The 16,462-nt window shown below is 68.1% G+C and carries 12 protein-coding genes; 5 read left to right on the top strand and 7 right to left on the bottom strand.

Annotated elements, in window-relative coordinates:
• Positions 1-33: 33 nt before the first annotated feature.
• Positions 34-1,956: a translational GTPase TypA gene (gene typA, locus ACLBWP_RS12865; RefSeq protein WP_243561331.1), complete on the bottom strand. Its 1,923-nt coding sequence runs from the start codon at positions 1,954-1,956 to the stop codon at positions 34-36.
• Between the two features lie 138 nt (positions 1,957-2,094).
• On the opposite strand from typA, the gene ACLBWP_RS12870 reads away from it, so the two are divergent.
• Both ACLBWP_RS12870 and ACLBWP_RS12875 read left to right on the top strand, forming a co-directional pair.
• Positions 2,095-2,844 carry a CPBP family intramembrane glutamic endopeptidase gene (locus ACLBWP_RS12870; RefSeq protein ID WP_447655460.1) on the top strand — a complete coding sequence of 250 codons (750 nt, stop codon included), beginning with the start codon at positions 2,095-2,097 and terminating at the stop codon, positions 2,842-2,844.
• Between the two features lie 239 nt (positions 2,845-3,083).
• Positions 3,084-3,653 carry a PH domain-containing protein gene (locus tag ACLBWP_RS12875; protein ID WP_447655461.1) on the top strand — a complete coding sequence of 190 codons (570 nt, stop codon included), beginning with the start codon at positions 3,084-3,086 and terminating at the stop codon, positions 3,651-3,653.
• Between the two features lie 128 nt (positions 3,654-3,781).
• Here the strand turns inward: ACLBWP_RS12875 and ACLBWP_RS12880 are convergent, their stop codons facing one another.
• Positions 3,782-5,497, bottom strand: coding sequence for an ABC transporter family substrate-binding protein (locus tag ACLBWP_RS12880; RefSeq protein ID WP_447655462.1), 1,716 nt, complete (start codon positions 5,495-5,497; stop codon positions 3,782-3,784).
• Positions 5,498-5,756: 259 nt separating this feature from the next.
• On the opposite strand from ACLBWP_RS12880, the gene ACLBWP_RS12885 reads away from it, so the two are divergent.
• Genes ACLBWP_RS12885 through ACLBWP_RS12895 form a run of 3 tightly spaced genes read left to right on the top strand, consistent with a single transcriptional unit; the run spans position 5,757 to position 9,825 of the window.
• On the top strand, positions 5,757-6,740 hold the full coding sequence (locus tag ACLBWP_RS12885; RefSeq protein WP_447655463.1) for an ABC transporter permease: 984 nt from the start codon (positions 5,757-5,759) through the stop codon (positions 6,738-6,740).
• Between the two features lie 3 nt (positions 6,741-6,743).
• Positions 6,744-7,682 carry an ABC transporter permease gene (locus ACLBWP_RS12890; RefSeq protein WP_243561336.1) on the top strand — a complete coding sequence of 313 codons (939 nt, stop codon included), beginning with the start codon at positions 6,744-6,746 and terminating at the stop codon, positions 7,680-7,682.
• Positions 7,675-9,825 carry an ABC transporter ATP-binding protein gene (locus ACLBWP_RS12895; RefSeq protein WP_447655464.1) on the top strand — a complete coding sequence of 717 codons (2,151 nt, stop codon included), beginning with the start codon at positions 7,675-7,677 and terminating at the stop codon, positions 9,823-9,825. Before ACLBWP_RS12890 ends, ACLBWP_RS12895 begins: the two co-directional genes overlap by 8 nt.
• Positions 9,826-9,912: 87 nt before the next feature.
• Here the strand turns inward: ACLBWP_RS12895 and ACLBWP_RS12900 are convergent, their stop codons facing one another.
• The 5 genes from ACLBWP_RS12900 to ACLBWP_RS12920 form a co-directional block, all read right to left on the bottom strand.
• A complete protein-coding gene (locus ACLBWP_RS12900) occupies positions 9,913-10,410 on the bottom strand; it encodes a PH domain-containing protein (protein WP_447655465.1) in 498 nt (165 codons plus the stop codon).
• A gap of 62 nt (positions 10,411-10,472) precedes the next feature.
• Positions 10,473-12,215, bottom strand: coding sequence for a dipeptide ABC transporter ATP-binding protein (locus ACLBWP_RS12905; RefSeq protein WP_447655466.1), 1,743 nt, complete (start codon positions 12,213-12,215; stop codon positions 10,473-10,475).
• Positions 12,212-13,162: an ABC transporter permease gene (locus ACLBWP_RS12910; protein ID WP_243561340.1), complete on the bottom strand. Its 951-nt coding sequence runs from the start codon at positions 13,160-13,162 to the stop codon at positions 12,212-12,214. Before ACLBWP_RS12910 ends, ACLBWP_RS12905 begins: the two co-directional genes overlap by 4 nt.
• Entirely contained in the window at positions 13,152-14,081 is a 930-nt protein-coding gene (locus ACLBWP_RS12915; RefSeq protein WP_243561341.1) for an ABC transporter permease, read from the bottom strand. The genes ACLBWP_RS12910 and ACLBWP_RS12915 overlap by 11 nt, the downstream gene beginning before the upstream one ends.
• Positions 14,082-14,296: 215 nt before the next feature.
• Positions 14,297-15,931: a peptide ABC transporter substrate-binding protein gene (locus tag ACLBWP_RS12920; RefSeq protein WP_243561342.1), complete on the bottom strand. Its 1,635-nt coding sequence runs from the start codon at positions 15,929-15,931 to the stop codon at positions 14,297-14,299.
• Positions 15,932-16,462 lie beyond the last annotated feature (531 nt).

Here is a 16,462-nt window from a genome sequence, read left to right on the forward strand (position 1 = left end):
TCCCTCGACCTCCTGTGGGCGAACTCGCGACTGCTACGCGTCCTGGCGCTTCAGGCGCGCGTACGAGCGCTGGCGGGCGCCTGCTTCGAGCTCGACCTTGCGGATGCGGATGGCACCCGGGGTGACCTCGACGCACTCGTCCTCGCGGGCGAACTCCAGGCACTCTTCCAGCGAGAGCTGACGGGGCGGCGTCATCGACTCGAAGGTGTCCGAGGTCGACTGACGCATGTTGGTCAGCTTCTTCTCCTTCGTGATGTTGACGTCCATGTCGTCGGCACGCGAGTTCTCGCCGACGACCATGCCCTCGTAGACCTCTTCGGTGGGGGCGGTGAAGAACGTCATGCGCTCCTGCAGGTTCGTGATCGCGAACGGCGTCACGACACCCGAGCGGTCGGAGACGATCGACCCGTTGATGCGGGTCTGGATCGGGCCGGCCCAGTCGCCGTAGCCGTGCGAGATGCCGTTGGCGATGCCGGTGCCGCGGGTCTCGGTCAGGAACGCGGTCCGGAACCCGATCAGGCCGCGGGCCGGGACGATGAACTCCATGCGCACCCAGCCGGTGCCGTGGTTGGTCATGTTCTCCATGCGGCCCTTGCGGGCGGCCATGAGCTGCGTGACGGCGCCGAGGTACTCTTCGGGCACGTCGATGGTCATGTGCTCGAACGGCTCCTGGAGCTTGCCGTTCTCGTCGCGACGGGTGACCACCTGGGGCTTGCCCACGGTGAGCTCGAAGCCCTCACGACGCATCTGCTCGACCAGGATGGCGAGTGCGAGCTCGCCACGACCCTGGACTTCCCACGCGTCGGGGCGGCCGATGTCGACGACCTTGAGCGAGACGTTGCCGACCAGTTCGCGGTCGAGTCGGTCCTTGACCATGCGGGCGGTGAGCTTGTGGCCCTTGACCTTGCCGACGAGCGGGCTGGTGTTCGTGCCGATCGTCATCGAGATCGCGGGGTCGTCGACCGTGATGGTCGGCAGCGGCCGGACGTCTTCCGGGTCGGTCAGGGTCTCACCGATGGTGATCGTGTCGAACCCGGCGACGGCGACGATGTCACCGGGGCCCGCTGACTCGGCCGGGTAGCGGTCGAGCGCCTTGGTGATCAGGAGCTCGGTGATGCGGGCGTTGACGACGGTGCCGTCGTGCTTGACCCACGCGACCGTCTGGCCCTTCTTCATGGTGCCGTGGAAGATGCGCAGCAGCGCCAGGCGGCCGAGGAACGGCGACGCGTCGAGGTTCGTGACGTGCGCCTGCAGCGGGTGCTCGTCGTCGTACTTCGGAGCCGGGACGTGCTGCAGGATCGCCTGGAACAGCGGCTCGAGGTCGTCGTTGTCGGGCAGCGTGCCGTCGGCCGGCTTGTTGCGCGACGCAGCGCCGTTGCGCCCGGAGGCGTACACGACGGGGACGTCGAGGATCGCGTCGAGGTCGAGGTCGTCGACCTCGTCCGACAGGTCCGAGGCCAGACCGAGCAGCAGGTCCTGCGACTCGGACACGACGTCGTCGATGCGGGAGTCGGGGCGGTCCGTCTTGTTGACGAGCAGGATCACCGGGAGCTTGGCGGCGAGCGCCTTGCGCAGCACGAAGCGCGTCTGGGGCAGCGGGCCCTCGGACGCGTCGACGAGCAGCACGACACCGTCGACCATGGACAGGCCGCGCTCGACCTCACCACCGAAGTCGGCGTGACCCGGGGTGTCGATGACGTTGATCGTGATGGGGCCGCCCGCGCCGAACTCGGCCGCGTGCTTGCCGTTGTAGAGCACCGACGTGTTCTTCGCGAGGATCGTGATGCCCTTCTCGCGCTCGAGGTCGTTCGAGTCCATCATGCGGTCTTCGCCCTCGAAGTGGGCGTCGAACGAGTTGGTCTGCGTGAGCATCGCGTCGACGAGGGTGGTCTTGCCGTGGTCGACGTGTGCCACGATGGCGACGTTGCGCAGGTCGGACCGGGTGGCGAGCGCCATACAGGACATCCTTCAATTGCTGGGAGAGTGTCGGGCCAGCTGGTGATCGACCCTGTGGTCGACCGGCACCGCACCCGTGGGCAGAACGCCCGACACGCCAGTCTACCGGAAGTTCCGCAACCGACAGGAGTACTGCAGATGAGCCGTCGGCGAACGTGGATCGAGATCACGATCGTGCTGATGCTCTCGCTCGGCGGCAGCGCGCTGTACTCGGTGCTGCAGATCATCGACGACCTGTCGCAGACGACTCCCCTGGGGCAGCAGTCCACGGCGCTCAACTCCTCGACCACCACCGTGCAGTACGTCGACCTGGCGCGGCAGCTCGTCGGCATCGCGGTCGACCTGGCCCCGGTCGCGCTGGTCTGCTCCTTGCTGTGGCGCACGAGCCGCCCGCACCTGTCCGCGCTCGGCATCGACCGGTTCCGCGTGAAGACCGACCTGGGCCTGCCCGTGCTCATCGCGCTCGGCATCGGGATCCCCGGACTGGCGCTGTACTTCACTGGACGTGCGCTCGGGTTCACCGTCGACGTGGACCCGGCGGCGCTCGGCTCGTACTGGTGGACCGTGCCCGTCCTGTTGCTGAGCGCGATCCGGTCCGGACTGCAGGAAGAGGTCATCGTCATCGGCTACCTGTACCGGCGTCTGGGCGAGATCGGCTGGGGGCGGTGGCAGGTCATCCTGTCCACCGCGGTGCTGCGTGGCAGCTACCACCTGTACCAGGGGTTCGGCGCGTTCGTCGGGAACGCCGTCATGGGCATCGTGTTCGGCTGGATCTACACGCGGTGGGGCCGCCTGATGCCGCTGATCGTCACGCACTGCCTGCTCGACGCCGCGGTGTTCGTGGGCTACCCGTGGGTGGCACACGCGTTCCCCCAGCTGTTCTCGTAGACGCCGGCACTCGTGGACGCCGTCGGAACACGCATCGTCGGCGTGTCGCAGCGGTGAGAATCTCGACCCGGGGTATTGACACCCGGACTGGGGGCGGGGACCATCGTGCGTACGAACAGTCCTCCACGGACTTGTCTCCCCGGGGAATCGGGTCGCCAGCTGGTACGCGCAAGGCGTTTCACGTCCGCTCAGCCGGCGTCCCCGGGGAGGCACTCGTCTGCTCCTCCTACGATTGCAGGATGAACGAGCGCCCGGCCCCCGACACCGTCCGGATCGTCGCCCCCGGCATGCGGGTGCTCGCGACGGTGCTGTGGGCAGCGGCGGTCTTCCTGCTGGTCGTCGGGTTCGTCGTCCGCGGCGACACCCCGGCCTGGCTGGTCCCCGTCCCCAGCCTGTTCGTCGCGTTCGTCGCCTGGGCAGTGCTGTGGCGGCCCCGCATCGAGCTCACCCCCGAGGCCCTGGTGGTCGTCGACGTGCGACGCACGTCGACGTACGCCTGGCCCCGGGTCACGGGCGTCCGGACGAAGTACGGGCTCGAGGTCCAGTCGAACGAACCCGACCGGCGTACCTGGATCGCACCACGACCGACGGCGCGGCTGCGGCTCGAGCGGCCATCGGGCTCGGTGCCGGCCACCGTCGAGCGCGCGGCCGCCGAGGTGCTCGCCCGGGTCCCCGTTGCGGTGGCCCAGGACGGCCCACCCCCGGCGACGGTCACCGCGCTGCCGATCGTGCACCGGGTGCACGGGTGGTCGATCCTGGCGATGATCGTGCTCGGGGTCGCGGCGTCGCTCGCCGCTGCCCGCCTCTGACCAGGCGTCGACGCCCCCGCGCCGCCCCCGGAGTCGACGCCGCCGCGCCGACTCCGGTGCTCCGTTCCACGCGGAGCGGGGCACGTCACCCGTGGTGACGTGCCCCGCTCCTGGTTCGGTGCGCGTGGTTACTTCTTGTAGCCCACGTCCTGCCACTTGACCGAGGACTGCTGGAACTGCGCGGGACCGTAGTTCACCAGGTCCTTGCGCACACCCCAGGCGTACGGCTCGGCGAACAGCGGGATGGTGCCGGCGACCTTGACGATCTTCTTGTCGATCGCGTTGGCGTCGGCGATCCGCTTGGTCGCGTCGAGCTCGGCGTTCGCCTTGTCCCACGCGGCGCCGAGCGACGAGTCCGTCACACCGGTGTAGTTCTGGCCGGCGTCGGCGGGGTAGTAGATCGACTTGAGCGAGGACACCGGGAACGGCGTGCCCTGCCAGGCGAAGTACGTGGCGTCGAAGTCACGGCCGTCGGTGGTGATGTACTTCGTGAAGAAGTCGTCGGTCGGGACGGTGTCGATGGTCACCTTGAACCCGGCGGCCTTCGTCTGCTGCTGCACGAGCTGCGCGACGTTGGCCGAGTTGGGGTTGTCCGACGGGATCACGAACCGGACCGCGAGCGTCTTGCCGCCCTTGGTCGCGTAGCCGTCCGAGCCGATCTTCCAGCCGGCCGACTCGACCTTGGCCTTCGCCTTGGCCGCGCTGTAGCCGTACACGCTCGAGACGTGGTCGGTGTAGCCCTTCTGGCCGGGCAGGTACACCAGGCTGTTCAGGACGCCGCCGGGGCTCTTGACCGGGGACAGGATCGCCTGGGCGAGGACCGCACGGTTGATCGACTGGGCGAACGCCTGGCGCACCGTGGCGTCCTTGAACACGTCAGCGGTGCCGTTGAGCGTGATCTGGCGCTGCGTGGTGCCGAGCGAGCGCTCGATCTTCGAGTCCGAACGCGAGTTCGCGGTCTTGTAGTTGTCCGCGCTGCCGTTCAGGTTGAAGGCGTCGAGCTCCTTGTTGGCGTAGGCCTGGGAGACACCGTCGCGCGAGACCGTCTTGAAGATGATCGTGTCGAGCTTGGGTGCGTCACCCCACCACTTCGGGTTCTTCTCGAAGGTCACGACACCGCCGGTGGTGTCGTAGGACTTCAGGATGTACGGGCCGGCCGAGACGTAGGTCTTGCCGTCGGCGGCGTACGGCGCCTTCGCCCATGCCTTGTTGAAGTGGTCGGGGGTGTCCACGGCCCAGTAGGGGTAGATCGCCGTGAAGACGGACGGCCAGTCGGCGTTCACCTTCGAGAAGGTCACGATGACGTCCTGCGCGCTCGAGCCCTGCTTGACCGAGTCCACGTCTTCCCAGACGTTCGTGGCGAGCGGTGCGAACGCCGGGTTGGTGCCGTTGAGCGCCTTCCAGTTGGCCTCGACGTCCTTCTCGGTGATCGGGGTGCCGTCAGACCAGACCGCCTTGGGGTTGATCTTGATCTCGACCGTCTGCGGCGAGTCCTTGGTCAGCTTGATCGAGTCGACGTAGTCCTTGTTCGGCTCCCACTCGCCGTTCTCCTTGAACTGGATGAAACCGGGGAGGTACGTGCCGGCGATCGTGTTGTCGTCCACCGTCCCCGAGTCCAGGTTCGAGAGCTGCCAGTTCGCCGGGGCCGAGTCGATCGGCAGGGTGATGGTCCCGCCGTCCTTGATCGAGCTGCGGTCCGCGGTGGTCCACCCGGTCGACTTCAGCGACGACGAGGCGACCGACGAGCTGTCGTTGCCCGCCGTTCCACCGCCGCCGGAGCACCCGGCGAGCACGACGGCCGACGCCGCCGCGAGGGCCAGAACGGCCGTTGCCTTCATCCTCATTCGCATGGCGAGGATTCCCTTTCGTTGTGTCGCGCACATCGCGCCGAACACGGCGACCCCCGCCGCCGTGGCTGTTGGGAGTCGACCCTAGCCACATGCCGACCGCTGCGGGGGCCAGCCGTACCGAATCGAAACAAGCCCGTAACAGTGGTTGTCTAGCGTTGCGCCCGTCGACCAGCGTGGCGCCGTCAGGCGACTACGCTGTCCCCACCGACAACGCCGTCCGGCCGGACGGTCAATCGACCCCTGGGAACCGCCAATGCTCGCATTCATCGCGAAACGGATCGTCAACTACGTGATCCTGACGATCGTCGCGACGACGCTCGGATACATCCTCGCCAGCACGACGCTCAACCCCGCTGCCCGGTTCTACGGCAAGAACCCACCGGTCCCGCAGGGCACGATCGACGCGGCACTCGCCAAGCTCGGCGTGGACCCCAACGTCCCCGTGCTGGTGCGCACCTGGAACTGGTGGGTGGACCTCGTCACGCACGGGTCGCTCGGCATCAGCACCCGCAGCACCGCGGTGACGGCGGACATCATCTCCCGCTCGGGCACGAGCCTGCGGTTGCTGGTGATCGGTGCGCTGCTCGGGGCCGTGCTCGGCGTGCTGCTCGGCGTCTGGAACGCCGTGCGGCAGTACAAGACGTCGGACCAGGTGTCCACGTACCTGTCCTTCGCGGTGCTCGCGACGCCGGTGTTCGTCATCGCGGTCGTGCTGATGATCCTGGCGACGGGGCTCAACGGCGCCGTCGGGACGCAGGTCATCCGGTTCACGGGTGAGTACACGCCGGGCTACGGCGGTGGGTTCTTCGCGAACCTCGGTGACCGGCTGGTGCACCTGCTGCTGCCGACGATCTCGCTGACCATCGGTGCCGTCGCCAGCTACTCGCGCTACCAGCGCTCCGCGATGCTCGACGTCCTGTCGAACGACTTCATCCGCACCGCCCGGTCCAAGGGCCGCACGCGCGGCTCAGCGATCATGCGGCACGGCGTCCGGGTCGCGCTCATCCCGATGTCGACGTTCTTCGCGTACTCGTTCGGGCTGATCCTGACCGGCGCCAGCGTCACCGAGCTCGTGTTCAGCTGGCACGGCATGGGTGAGTACTTCGTGACGAGCATCACCAACAACGACGTCAACGCAGCGGCCGGGACGATCCTGTTCACGGCGATCCTGGTGCTCATCGCCGGGACGCTGGCCGATCTCCTGTACGCGGCGCTCGACCCGCGAGTGAGGGTGTGACCCGTGTCCGTACTGAACCCCACGACCACGACGACGGCCGGCGACCCGGGCGACGGCAACGCCGGCGTCCCCGCCCACGTCGTCGACGCCACCAGTCGCCGCACCCCCTTCTGGAAGAAGGTCCTCGGCACCTGGCGCGCGCGCATCGGTGCGACCGCGCTGCTGCTCATCATCCTGTGGGCCTTCGTCGGCCCGCTGCTCTACCACTGGAACTCCGTCGACTCCGACGGGTTGGCCTTCGGCATGGGCCCGAGCGCATCGCACTGGTTCGGCACCAACGACATCGGCCAGGACATCTACGCGCAGACGCTCGTGGGCCTGCAGAAGTCCCTGCTGATCGGCCTGATCGCGGGCCCCGGGTCGACGCTCATCGCCGGGATCATCGGCGCGATCGCCGGGTACTTCGGCGGCTTCGCCGACCGCGCGATCGTCTGGGCGATCGACCTGCTGCTCGTGATCCCGTCGTTCTACGCCCTGGTGCTGCTCAGCCCGGTGTTCAAGAACCTGACGTGGGTGGCCCTGATCATCGGTCTGGCCATCTTCAACTGGATGATCATGGCGCGCGTGATCCGCGGGCAGACGATGTCCCTGCGTGAGCGCGACTACGTCAAGGCCGCGCGCTTCATGGGCGTCCCGTCGCGCACGATCATCCGCCGCCACATCCTGCCGAACGTCGCGTCGCTGCTCATCATCGACGCCACGCTCGGCGTCGGGGCGATGATCCTGGCGGAGAGCACGCTGAGCTTCTTCGGCTTCGGCATCCAGGTGCCGGACGTGTCCCTCGGCACCCTGCTCGCCGCGGGCAGCCAGTCCGCGGTCACCCGCCCGTGGTTGTTCGTGCTGCCCGCCGCGACCCTCGTCGCCACCGTTCTGTCCACGAGCCTGCTCGGCGACGCCCTGCGCGACGCCATCGACCCGACCTCCGGAGCCAACCGTGACTGACCCCCTGCTCTCCGTCTCGGACCTCTCGGTCACGTTCAACGCGAACTCCCGGCCCGTGTACGCCGTCCGTGGCGTCGACTACCAGGTCCACGAGGGCGAGTTCCTCGGGATCGTCGGTGAGTCCGGGTCCGGCAAGTCGGTGTCCTCGATGGCGGTGATGGGACTGCTCCCGTCGTCCGCCAAGGTCAGTGGCAGCATCACGTACGCCGGCCAGGAACTCGTGGGCATGAACGACCGTGAGATGTCCCGCCTGCGTGGCCGGGACATCGCGATGGTCTTCCAGGACCCGTTGTCGGCCCTGACGCCCGTGTACACGATCGGGCAGCAGATCGTCGAGGGGCTCCGGCTGCACGACCGTTCGCTCAGCACGCACGCCGCCCGGACCCGCGCCGAGGAACTCCTGCGGGTCGTCGGCATCCCGAACCCCGCCCGGCGCCTCGACGCCTTCCCCCACGAGTTCTCCGGCGGCATGCGGCAGCGCGCGATGATCGCGATCGCCATCGCGAACGACCCGAAGCTCATCATCGCCGACGAACCGACGACGGCACTCGACGTGACGATCCAGGCGCAGATCCTGGACGTCCTGCAGACGGCGAAGGAGATGACCGGCGCAGCCGTGGTGCTCATCACCCACGACCTGGGCGTGGTCGCCGGCAACGTCGACCGTGTCGCCGTCATGTACGCGGGACGCATCGTCGAGAACGCCCCGGTGCAGACCCTGTTCCGCGAACCCGTCATGCCGTACACGATCGGTCTGCTCCGGTCGATGCCGAACATGACGGCGCCGCGGACCGAGCGCCTGGTCCCGCTCGAGGGTCGGCCACCGCTGCTCACCCAGCGGCCGACCGGCTGCCCGTTCGCCGACCGGTGCCCAGCGGCGATCGACGCCTGCCGCGACGGTGAGCCGGCGCTCCAGGCACCGACCATCACGAACGCGGGCGCCGGCAGCACCGCCGACGTCGCGACGGGCGCGATGGTCTCCGCTCCTGCCACGCTCGTCGACCACACCGCCGCGTGCATCCGCCGCGACGAGATCGCGGCCGGCACCCTCGAACGGTCCGAGATCTTCCCCCGACCGGAGGAGATCGAGGAAGCCGCGACCGATCACGGCGACGACGTCGTCCTGCGACTCGAGGGGGTCGTGAAGACGTTCCCCCTGACCAAGGGCTCGGTGTTCCGACGCCGGATCGGCGAGGTGCACGCGGTGGACGGGATCTCGCTCGAGCTCAAGCGCGGCCGGGTCCTCGGCCTGGTCGGCGAGTCCGGCTGCGGCAAGACGACCACCATCATGGAGATCCTCGAACTCGCCGGCGCCCAGCAGGGCACCATCGCGGTGAACGGCGTCGACACGGCGTCGCTCAGCAAGCGCGACCGGCTGGCGCTCCGCAGCGACATCCAGGTGGTCTTCCAGGACCCGATGGCATCGCTCGACCCACGCCTGGACATCGGGTCCGTGATCGGCGAACCGCTCACCGTGCAGGGCGTGGCGAAGGACGAGATCCGCCGCCGCGTGCAGGAGTCGCTGGCACTCGTGGGACTGGAGCCGAGCTACATCGACCGGTACCCGCACGAGTTCTCCGGCGGCCAGCGGCAGCGCATCGGCATCGCCCGGGCCCTGATCGTCGAGCCGAAGATCCTGGTGCTCGACGAACCGGTCTCGGCCCTCGACGTCTCGGTGCAGGCCGGCGTGATCAACCTGCTCGAGGACCTGAAGCACCGGCTGGGGCTGTCGTACCTGTTCGTCGCACACGACCTGTCCGTCGTCCGGCACATCGCCGACGACGTCGCCGTGATGTACCTCGGCCGGATCGTCGAGTACGGCAGCGGCGACGCGGTGTTCGAGGACCCGCAGCACCCGTACACCCGGGCGCTGCTGTCCGCCGTGCCGGTGCCGGACCCGTCGGCCGAGGCAGCGCGGGGCCGGATCCTGCTCGACGGAGACCTCCCCTCGCCCACCGAGCGCGTGGACGGCTGCCGGTTCCGCACCCGGTGCCCGCTGTACCAGCTGCTCGACGACACCCGCAAGGAGCAGTGCCGCACGGTGGACCCGGCGCTGCAGGACGTCCACGGTCGCGGGGTCGCGTGCATCCAGACCGACCAGAACGACCTGCTGACGCAACGCGCCGTGGCAGCGGTCCGGTAGCCGGAACGCGACCAGACGACAGACAGGAGGCCCCCCGCCGGTCCGGTGGGGGGCCTCCCGTCTGTCGTGTGGTCCGGGACGAACCGTTCAGACCAGCAGCGAGACCACCAGCAGCGCCAGGGCCACCGCGCCGGCGACGAGCGCGGGCCCGTCCCAGCGCCGCACGACGGCGGCCTCGCCGTCGACGCCACGGTCACGGGCGACGGCCCAGGCGTCCAGGACCACGGTGAGCTCACCCGAGGTCGGCATGACCGGTCGCTCGCCCCGGCGGGCGGGCTTGGGGCGCGGCAGGGTGGGACCGCCCCAGCACGTCAGCCGCCGCGGTTCCGTGGTCTCGATGACGATCTGGTAGCGCATCCGCACGTCCGCGACGCTCCCCCAGGGCAGCTCGACGACGCGCAGGGGGTTCGTCACGGTCAACTGATCCGGCGTCACGACGACCGTCGGACGGACCATGAGCACCCAGACACCCCACACGACCACCGCGATCGGTCCCAGCGCCTGCAGGACGACGTCCCAGCTGCCCCGGACCGCGGCGTCCACCAGGAGCGCGAGGCCCAGGACGACGACGAGGCCGGACGACACGAGCCCTCCGCGTCCACCGCGGAGGACGATCGGTCGTCCGGCCTGGTCCTGTGGCAGGTCGCTCAGCGCCCGAACTCGAAGTTCGCGCCGGGGATGGCGGCGAGCAGGTCCCGCGTGTACTCCTGCTGCGGGTTGGCGAAGACCTCGTCGGTCGTCGCCTTCTCGACGATCTGGCCCTTGCGCATCACGCACACGTTGTCCGCGACCAGGCGGACGACCGCCAGGTCGTGGGTGATGAACAGGTAGGTCAGGCCGAGCTCCGACTGCAGCTCGGTGAGCAGGTCGAGGATCTGGCCCTGCACGAGCACGTCGAGGGCGGAGACCGCCTCGTCGAGCACGATGACCTCGGGCTTGAGCGCCAGCGCACGAGCGACGGCGATGCGCTGCCGCTGCCCACCGGACAGCTCGTTCGGGTAGCGGTTCACCATCGACGACGGCAGCGCCACCTGGTCCAGGAGCTCGCGGACACGGTCACGACGCGACCCCTTGTCGCCCACACCGTGGGTGATGAGCGGCTCGGCGATCGTGTTCCCGACGTTGTACATCGGGTCGAGCGACCCGTAGGGGTCCTGGAACACGGGCTGCACACGACGGCGGAAGTCGAAGAGCTCCTTGCCCTTCAGCGCGCCGATGTCGGTGCCGTCGAACTGCACGGTGCCGCTGGTGATCGACTCGAGCTGCAGCACGAGCTTGGCGACCGTGGACTTGCCCGACCCGGACTCGCCCACGAGCGCCATCGTGGTGCCCTTCGGGATCGAGAACGAGACGTCGTCGACCGCCTTGAGCTCGCGCGTGGCCAGGTTCTTGCCGCGCAGCTTGTAGACCTTCTGCAGGTCCTTGACGACGATCAGGTCCTCGGCCGGCTGGCTCTCGCGCTGCTGGGCGCGGGCGATCAGCTCGGCGTCGTCACTGCCAGCGTCGGCGATGTCGATGCTGGCGTGCTGGACCTTCGACTGGATGCGGCGGCTTGCGAGCGACGGCGCCGCGGCGACCAGACGCTGCGTGTACGGGTGCTGCGGGTTGCCGAGGATCTCCTTCGACGGACCCGCCTCGACGACCTGCCCCTTGTACATGACCACGAGCTTCTCGGCGCGCTCGGCCGCCAGACCCAGGTCGTGCGTGATGAACAGCACGCTCGTGCCGTAGTCGCGGGTCAGGGTCTCGAGGTGGTCGAGGATGACGCGCTGCACGGTGACGTCGAGGGCGCTGGTCGGCTCGTCGGCGATGAGCAGCTTCGGGTGGCTCGACAGCCCGATGCCGATGAGCACGCGCTGCCGCATGCCACCGGAGAACTCGTGCGGGTACTGCTTCAGGCGGTTCGCGGCGTCGCCGAGCCCCGCTTCCTTGAGCACCTCGATCGCACGCTCGCGGACGGCCTTCTTGCCGGTCGCCATGTTGTTCGCGCGGATCGCCTCTTCGACCTGGAACCCGATGGTCCACAGGGGGTTGAGGTTCGACATCGGGTCCTGCGGCACGTAGCCGATCTCGCTGCCGCGGATCTCGGACATCTCCTTGTCGGAGAGCCCGACGAGCTCGCGCCCGTTGAACTTGATCGACCCGGCCGTCACCTTGCCGGCGCCGGGGAGCAGCTTGATGATCGCCTGCGCGCTGGTGGACTTGCCCGAGCCGGACTCGCCCACGATCGCCAGACGTTCACCCTGCTCGAGCGTGAAGTCGACGCCACGGACGGCCTGCACGAAACCGTTCTGGGTCTGGAAGCCGATCTCGAGTCCGGAGACCTCGAGCAGGGGTGCGCCGGCGCCGCCCGCGCGACGGGCCGTCGGTTCGGTCAGGGTCTCGCTCATCGGCGGGCCCTCGCCTTCGGGTCGAGTGCGTCGCGGACCACGTCACCGAGGAGGAGGAACGCGAGCACGGTGATGGACAGGGCGAGCGACGGCCAGAAGATGGTCGACGGGTTCGTGCGGAGCGAGGACTGCGCCGCGTTGATGTCGTAGCCCCAGCTGAGGGACGACGGCGGCAGACCGATGCCCAGGAACGACAGGGTCGACTCGGCGACGATGAACGTGCCGAGCGAGACGGTCGCGACGACGATCACCGGAGCGATCGAGTTCGGGATCACGTGGCGCACCAGCGTGCGGAACCGGCTGACGCCGAGCGCCGCCGAGGCCGTCACGTAGTCGGCGTTCTTCGCCGAGAGCACCGCGCCGCGCATGATGCGGGCGATCTGCGGCCAGGCGAAGGCCGCCAGCACGAGTGCCACCGTCCAGGGGCTGCGCTGCGGGATGCTCGACATGATCACGATCGCGCCGAGCACCGTCGGGATCGAGAAGAAGATGTCGCCGATGCGGGACACGATCGAGTCGAGCGCCCCGCCGTAGAAGCCCGCCAGCGAGCCGATGACCACGCCGACGACGACCACCAGGATCGTCGCGACGAGGCCCACGAGCAGCGAGTTCTGCGTGCCGTAGATGACACGGGAGTAGACGTCACAGCCCTGGCGTGTGTAGCCCAGGATGTGGCCGGCTCGGCCCCCTTCGCCGGAGTTGGCGAGGTTGCAGGCGCGCGGATCGGCGTGCGCGAACACACCGGGCATCAGCGCGACGGCGATGATCAGGACGATCAGGACGCTCGACACCCAGAAGATCGGCCGGACGCGCATGGAGTCCCACGCGTCCGTCCACAGGGAACGGGTCTTCTCGTCCTCGTTGACGGTGTCGATCGCCTGCAGCGGCGTCTCCTCGATCGGCGCGACGTAGTGCGTGGCCGACCGCGATTCGGTGTTACTTGGCATAACGGATCCTCGGGTCCAGGACGGCGTACAGCAGGTCGACCAGGAGGTTGGCGAGCATGAAGATGATGACCATCACGGCCACGAAGGACACGACGGTGGGTCCCTGCCCGAGCTTGATGGCCTGGTAGACGGTTCCACCCACACCGTGGATGTTGAAGATGCCCTCGGTGACGATCGCGCCGACCATCAGGTTGCCGATGTCGATGCCGAGGTACGTCACCACGGGGATGAGCGAGTTGCGGAAGATGTGCACCCCGATCACGCGACGGCGCGGCAGGCCCTTCGCGGTCGCGGTGCGCACGAAGTCGGCGCTCATGTTCTCGGCGACGCTGGCACGGGTCAGACGCACGATGTACGCGAACGACCCCGTGGCGAGCACGATCGCGGGGAGCACGAGCTCGGACCACGGTGCTTCGCCGGAGACCGTCGCGCGGAACAGCGCCAGCTTGATGCCGAGCCCGTACTGCAGGATGAAGCCGGTCACGAACACCGGGATCGAGATGAGCAGCAGGCTCACGACCAGCGCGGTGGCGTCGAACAGCTTGCCCTTGCGCAGACCCGCGATGACACCGACGACGATGCCGGCGACCGACTCGAACACCAGGGCGAGGATCGCCAGGCGCGCGGTGATCGGGAACGCCTGGGCGAGCTGCTCGGTCACCGGGATGCCCGAGTAGGTCTGGCCGAGGTTGCCCTGGAACAGGCCGCCGACCCAGAGCAGGTACTGGACGATGAACGGCTTGTCGAGGTTGTACTGCGCACGGATCTGTTCGATCACCTGCGGTGACGGCTGGTGGTCACCGAAGAGCGCGGCGATGGGGTCGCCCGGTAGGGAGAACACCATGTAGTAGATCAGGAACGTGGCACCGAAGAACACGGGGATCAGCTGCAGGAGGCGCTTCCCGAGGTACCAGAGCATCAGATCTCCGCCTGGTTCGGAGCGAGCATGTGGATCACAGTCATTTCGTCAGGGTGGGCCTGCCGTGCGGTGGCACGGTTGCCCGGCGCGGGTGGCGGCTCCCGCTGTCGGTTGTGGGGGTGGTGGTTCCGCCGCGGTACGGGGGCCCGGGAACCGATGGCTCCCGAACCCCCGTCCGGTGGTGCTGCTGAGGCAGGATACCTGCACTCAGTGGGTTACTTCTTGACCTCGACGTCGTAGTACAGCGGCACCGAGTCCCAGCCGAACTTGACGTTCGACACGTTGTCGGCGGACCAGACACCGGTCACGTTCGAGTACCAGAGCGGGATCTCCGGCAGGTCCTTGAGCAGGAGCTCCTGGGCCTGGTCGAAGTACTTGTTGCCCGCCTCGACGCTGTCGGCCGACTGACCCTGCTTGAGCAGGTCGTTGTACTCGGTCGAGTCGTAGCGCGAGTAGTTGTTCGACGAGCCCTCGCCCATGGTCGGGCCGAGGAAGTTGTACAGCGACGGGTAGTCGGCCTGCCAACCGGTGCGGCTGCCGCCCGTGAGCTTGTCGCTGGTCTGGACGTCCAGCGCTTCCTGGAACGTCGGGTACGCCTTGCCCTCGGCCTTGATGCCCAGCGTGTTCGAGATGCTGTTCGAGACCGCGGTCACCCACGCCTCGTGTCCGCCGTCGGCGTTGTACGAGATGGTGAGGGTGTCGTTGTACGGCGAGATCTTGTCGGCCTCGGCCCACAGCTTCTTCGCCTCGGACTTGTTGTAGTCCAGGACGTCGGAGCCCTTGAGGTCCTTCGACCACCCGTCGATGACCGGCGAGGTGAAGTCGCTGGCCGGCGTGCGGGTGCCGTCGAAGATCTTCGAGGTGATCTGCTTGCGGTTGATCGACATCGAGACCGCCTCGCGACGGAGCTTGCCCTCTTCACCCTTCCAGTGGTCGAGGTAGTAGGGCAGGTAGATCCCCTGGAAGATCGCGGCGGGCTGGTTCACGTTCGAGTCGGGGAAGTCCGACTTGTAGTTCGCGAACGCGCTGTCCGGCACGGCGTCGAGGATGTCGAGGTTGCCACCCTGCGCGTCCGAGTACGCGGTGTCCTGCGAGGTGTAGAACGTGATCGTCAGACCACCGTTCTTCGGCTTGCGCTTGCCCTCGTAGTCCTTGTTGGTGACGAGCTTGATGTCCGTGTTGTGCGTCCAGGCGTCCTTGCTGGCGAGCTTGTACGGACCGTTGCCGATCGGGTCTTCACCGAAGGCCTTGGGGTCGTCGTAGAACGACGACGGCAGCGGGACGAAGGCCGAGTAGCCGAGCGAGAGCGGGAAGTCCGACTGCGCCGCCTTGAGCGTCACGGTGAACTCGGTGTCGCTCTTGACCTTGAGGCCGGTGAGCTCGGAGTCCTTGTCGGCGTCGTAGCCCTCGATGTTCGCGAAGTAGTAGCTCGCGCCCTGGGCGTTCGACTTCTGTGCCGCCCAGTTCCACGCCTTCGTGAAGGACTCGGCGGTGATCTTCTCACCGTTGGTGAAGGTCCAGCCCGAGTTCAGCGTGATGTCGAAGACCTTGGAGTCATCGGTGGTGATGCTCTTCGCGACCTCGTTGACCGGCTTGCCCTTGGCGTCGTACGAGCGGAGACCCTCGAAGATCGAGTTGATGATCTTGCCGCCACCGGTCTCGGTGGTGTTCGACGGGATGAGCGGGTTCTGGGGCTCGCTGCCGTTGGTGGTGACGATGCCGGAGGCGTTCGTCGAACCGGAGCTCGAGTCCTTCCCGCTGCTGCTTCCGTTGCTGGAGCAGCCGGCCAGGGCGATTGCTGTGGCCCCGAGCACGGCGAGGGCTGCGAGCCCAGCGCGCTTCTTGATCAAGTGTTCCTCCTGGTGCATGGGACGTGCCGGGCACAGAGGTGTCGCCCGGCACGTTTGACCCTTGCACTGTAGGCAGCGCGACCAGTGCCAGCCAAACCCTGACGTGATCGGTTACACACTGGTAACCAACTTGCACGATCCTTGCGGGACGGTGCAAGATGCCCGCGTTCCCGGGCGCAACAAGCGGGTTTGTTGCATCCGCATCATCTTCGTTGCAGTTCCGAACAGATGCTCGCAGTGTGCCACCCGTCCAGGGGTGCTGTCACGCACCAGGATGCCCGCAGCGTTCTGCGGTTCGCCCTGATCGCCCCATGAGGTGGCTGGGTGGTGGCTCGATGCAAGAATCCACCTCATGTCCACGTGGGACCGCTCCACCCGGCCACGCCGATGGTGTAGGGGTTCAGGACGCACCGGACGCGCCGGACGCGCCGCGGACGCGCCGCGGACGCGCCGCGGACGCGCCGCGGACGCACCGCGGACGCACCGGGCACGACGACGGCCCGGAGCCGAGGGCTCCGGGCCGTGTCGTAC

It is taken from the genome of Microbacterium sp. M1A1_1b, assembly GCF_053345565.1.

Excerpts from the sequence above, each read along its gene's own strand:
- typA (WP_243561331.1), bottom strand. The coding sequence starts at position 1,956 with ATGGCGCTCGCCACCCGGTCCGACCTGCGCAACGTCGCCATCGTGGCA.
- ACLBWP_RS12870 (WP_447655460.1), top strand. The coding sequence starts at position 2,095 with ATGAGCCGTCGGCGAACGTGGATCGAGATCACGATCGTGCTGATGCTC.
- ACLBWP_RS12875 (WP_447655461.1), top strand. The coding sequence starts at position 3,084 with ATGAACGAGCGCCCGGCCCCCGACACCGTCCGGATCGTCGCCCCCGGC.
- ACLBWP_RS12880 (WP_447655462.1), bottom strand. The coding sequence starts at position 5,497 with ATGAGGATGAAGGCAACGGCCGTTCTGGCCCTCGCGGCGGCGTCGGCC.
- ACLBWP_RS12885 (WP_447655463.1), top strand. The coding sequence starts at position 5,757 with ATGCTCGCATTCATCGCGAAACGGATCGTCAACTACGTGATCCTGACG.
- ACLBWP_RS12905 (WP_447655466.1), bottom strand. The coding sequence starts at position 12,215 with ATGAGCGAGACCCTGACCGAACCGACGGCCCGTCGCGCGGGCGGCGCC.
- ACLBWP_RS12910 (WP_243561340.1), bottom strand. The coding sequence starts at position 13,162 with ATGCCAAGTAACACCGAATCGCGGTCGGCCACGCACTACGTCGCGCCG.
- ACLBWP_RS12915 (WP_243561341.1), bottom strand. The coding sequence starts at position 14,081 with ATGCTCTGGTACCTCGGGAAGCGCCTCCTGCAGCTGATCCCCGTGTTC.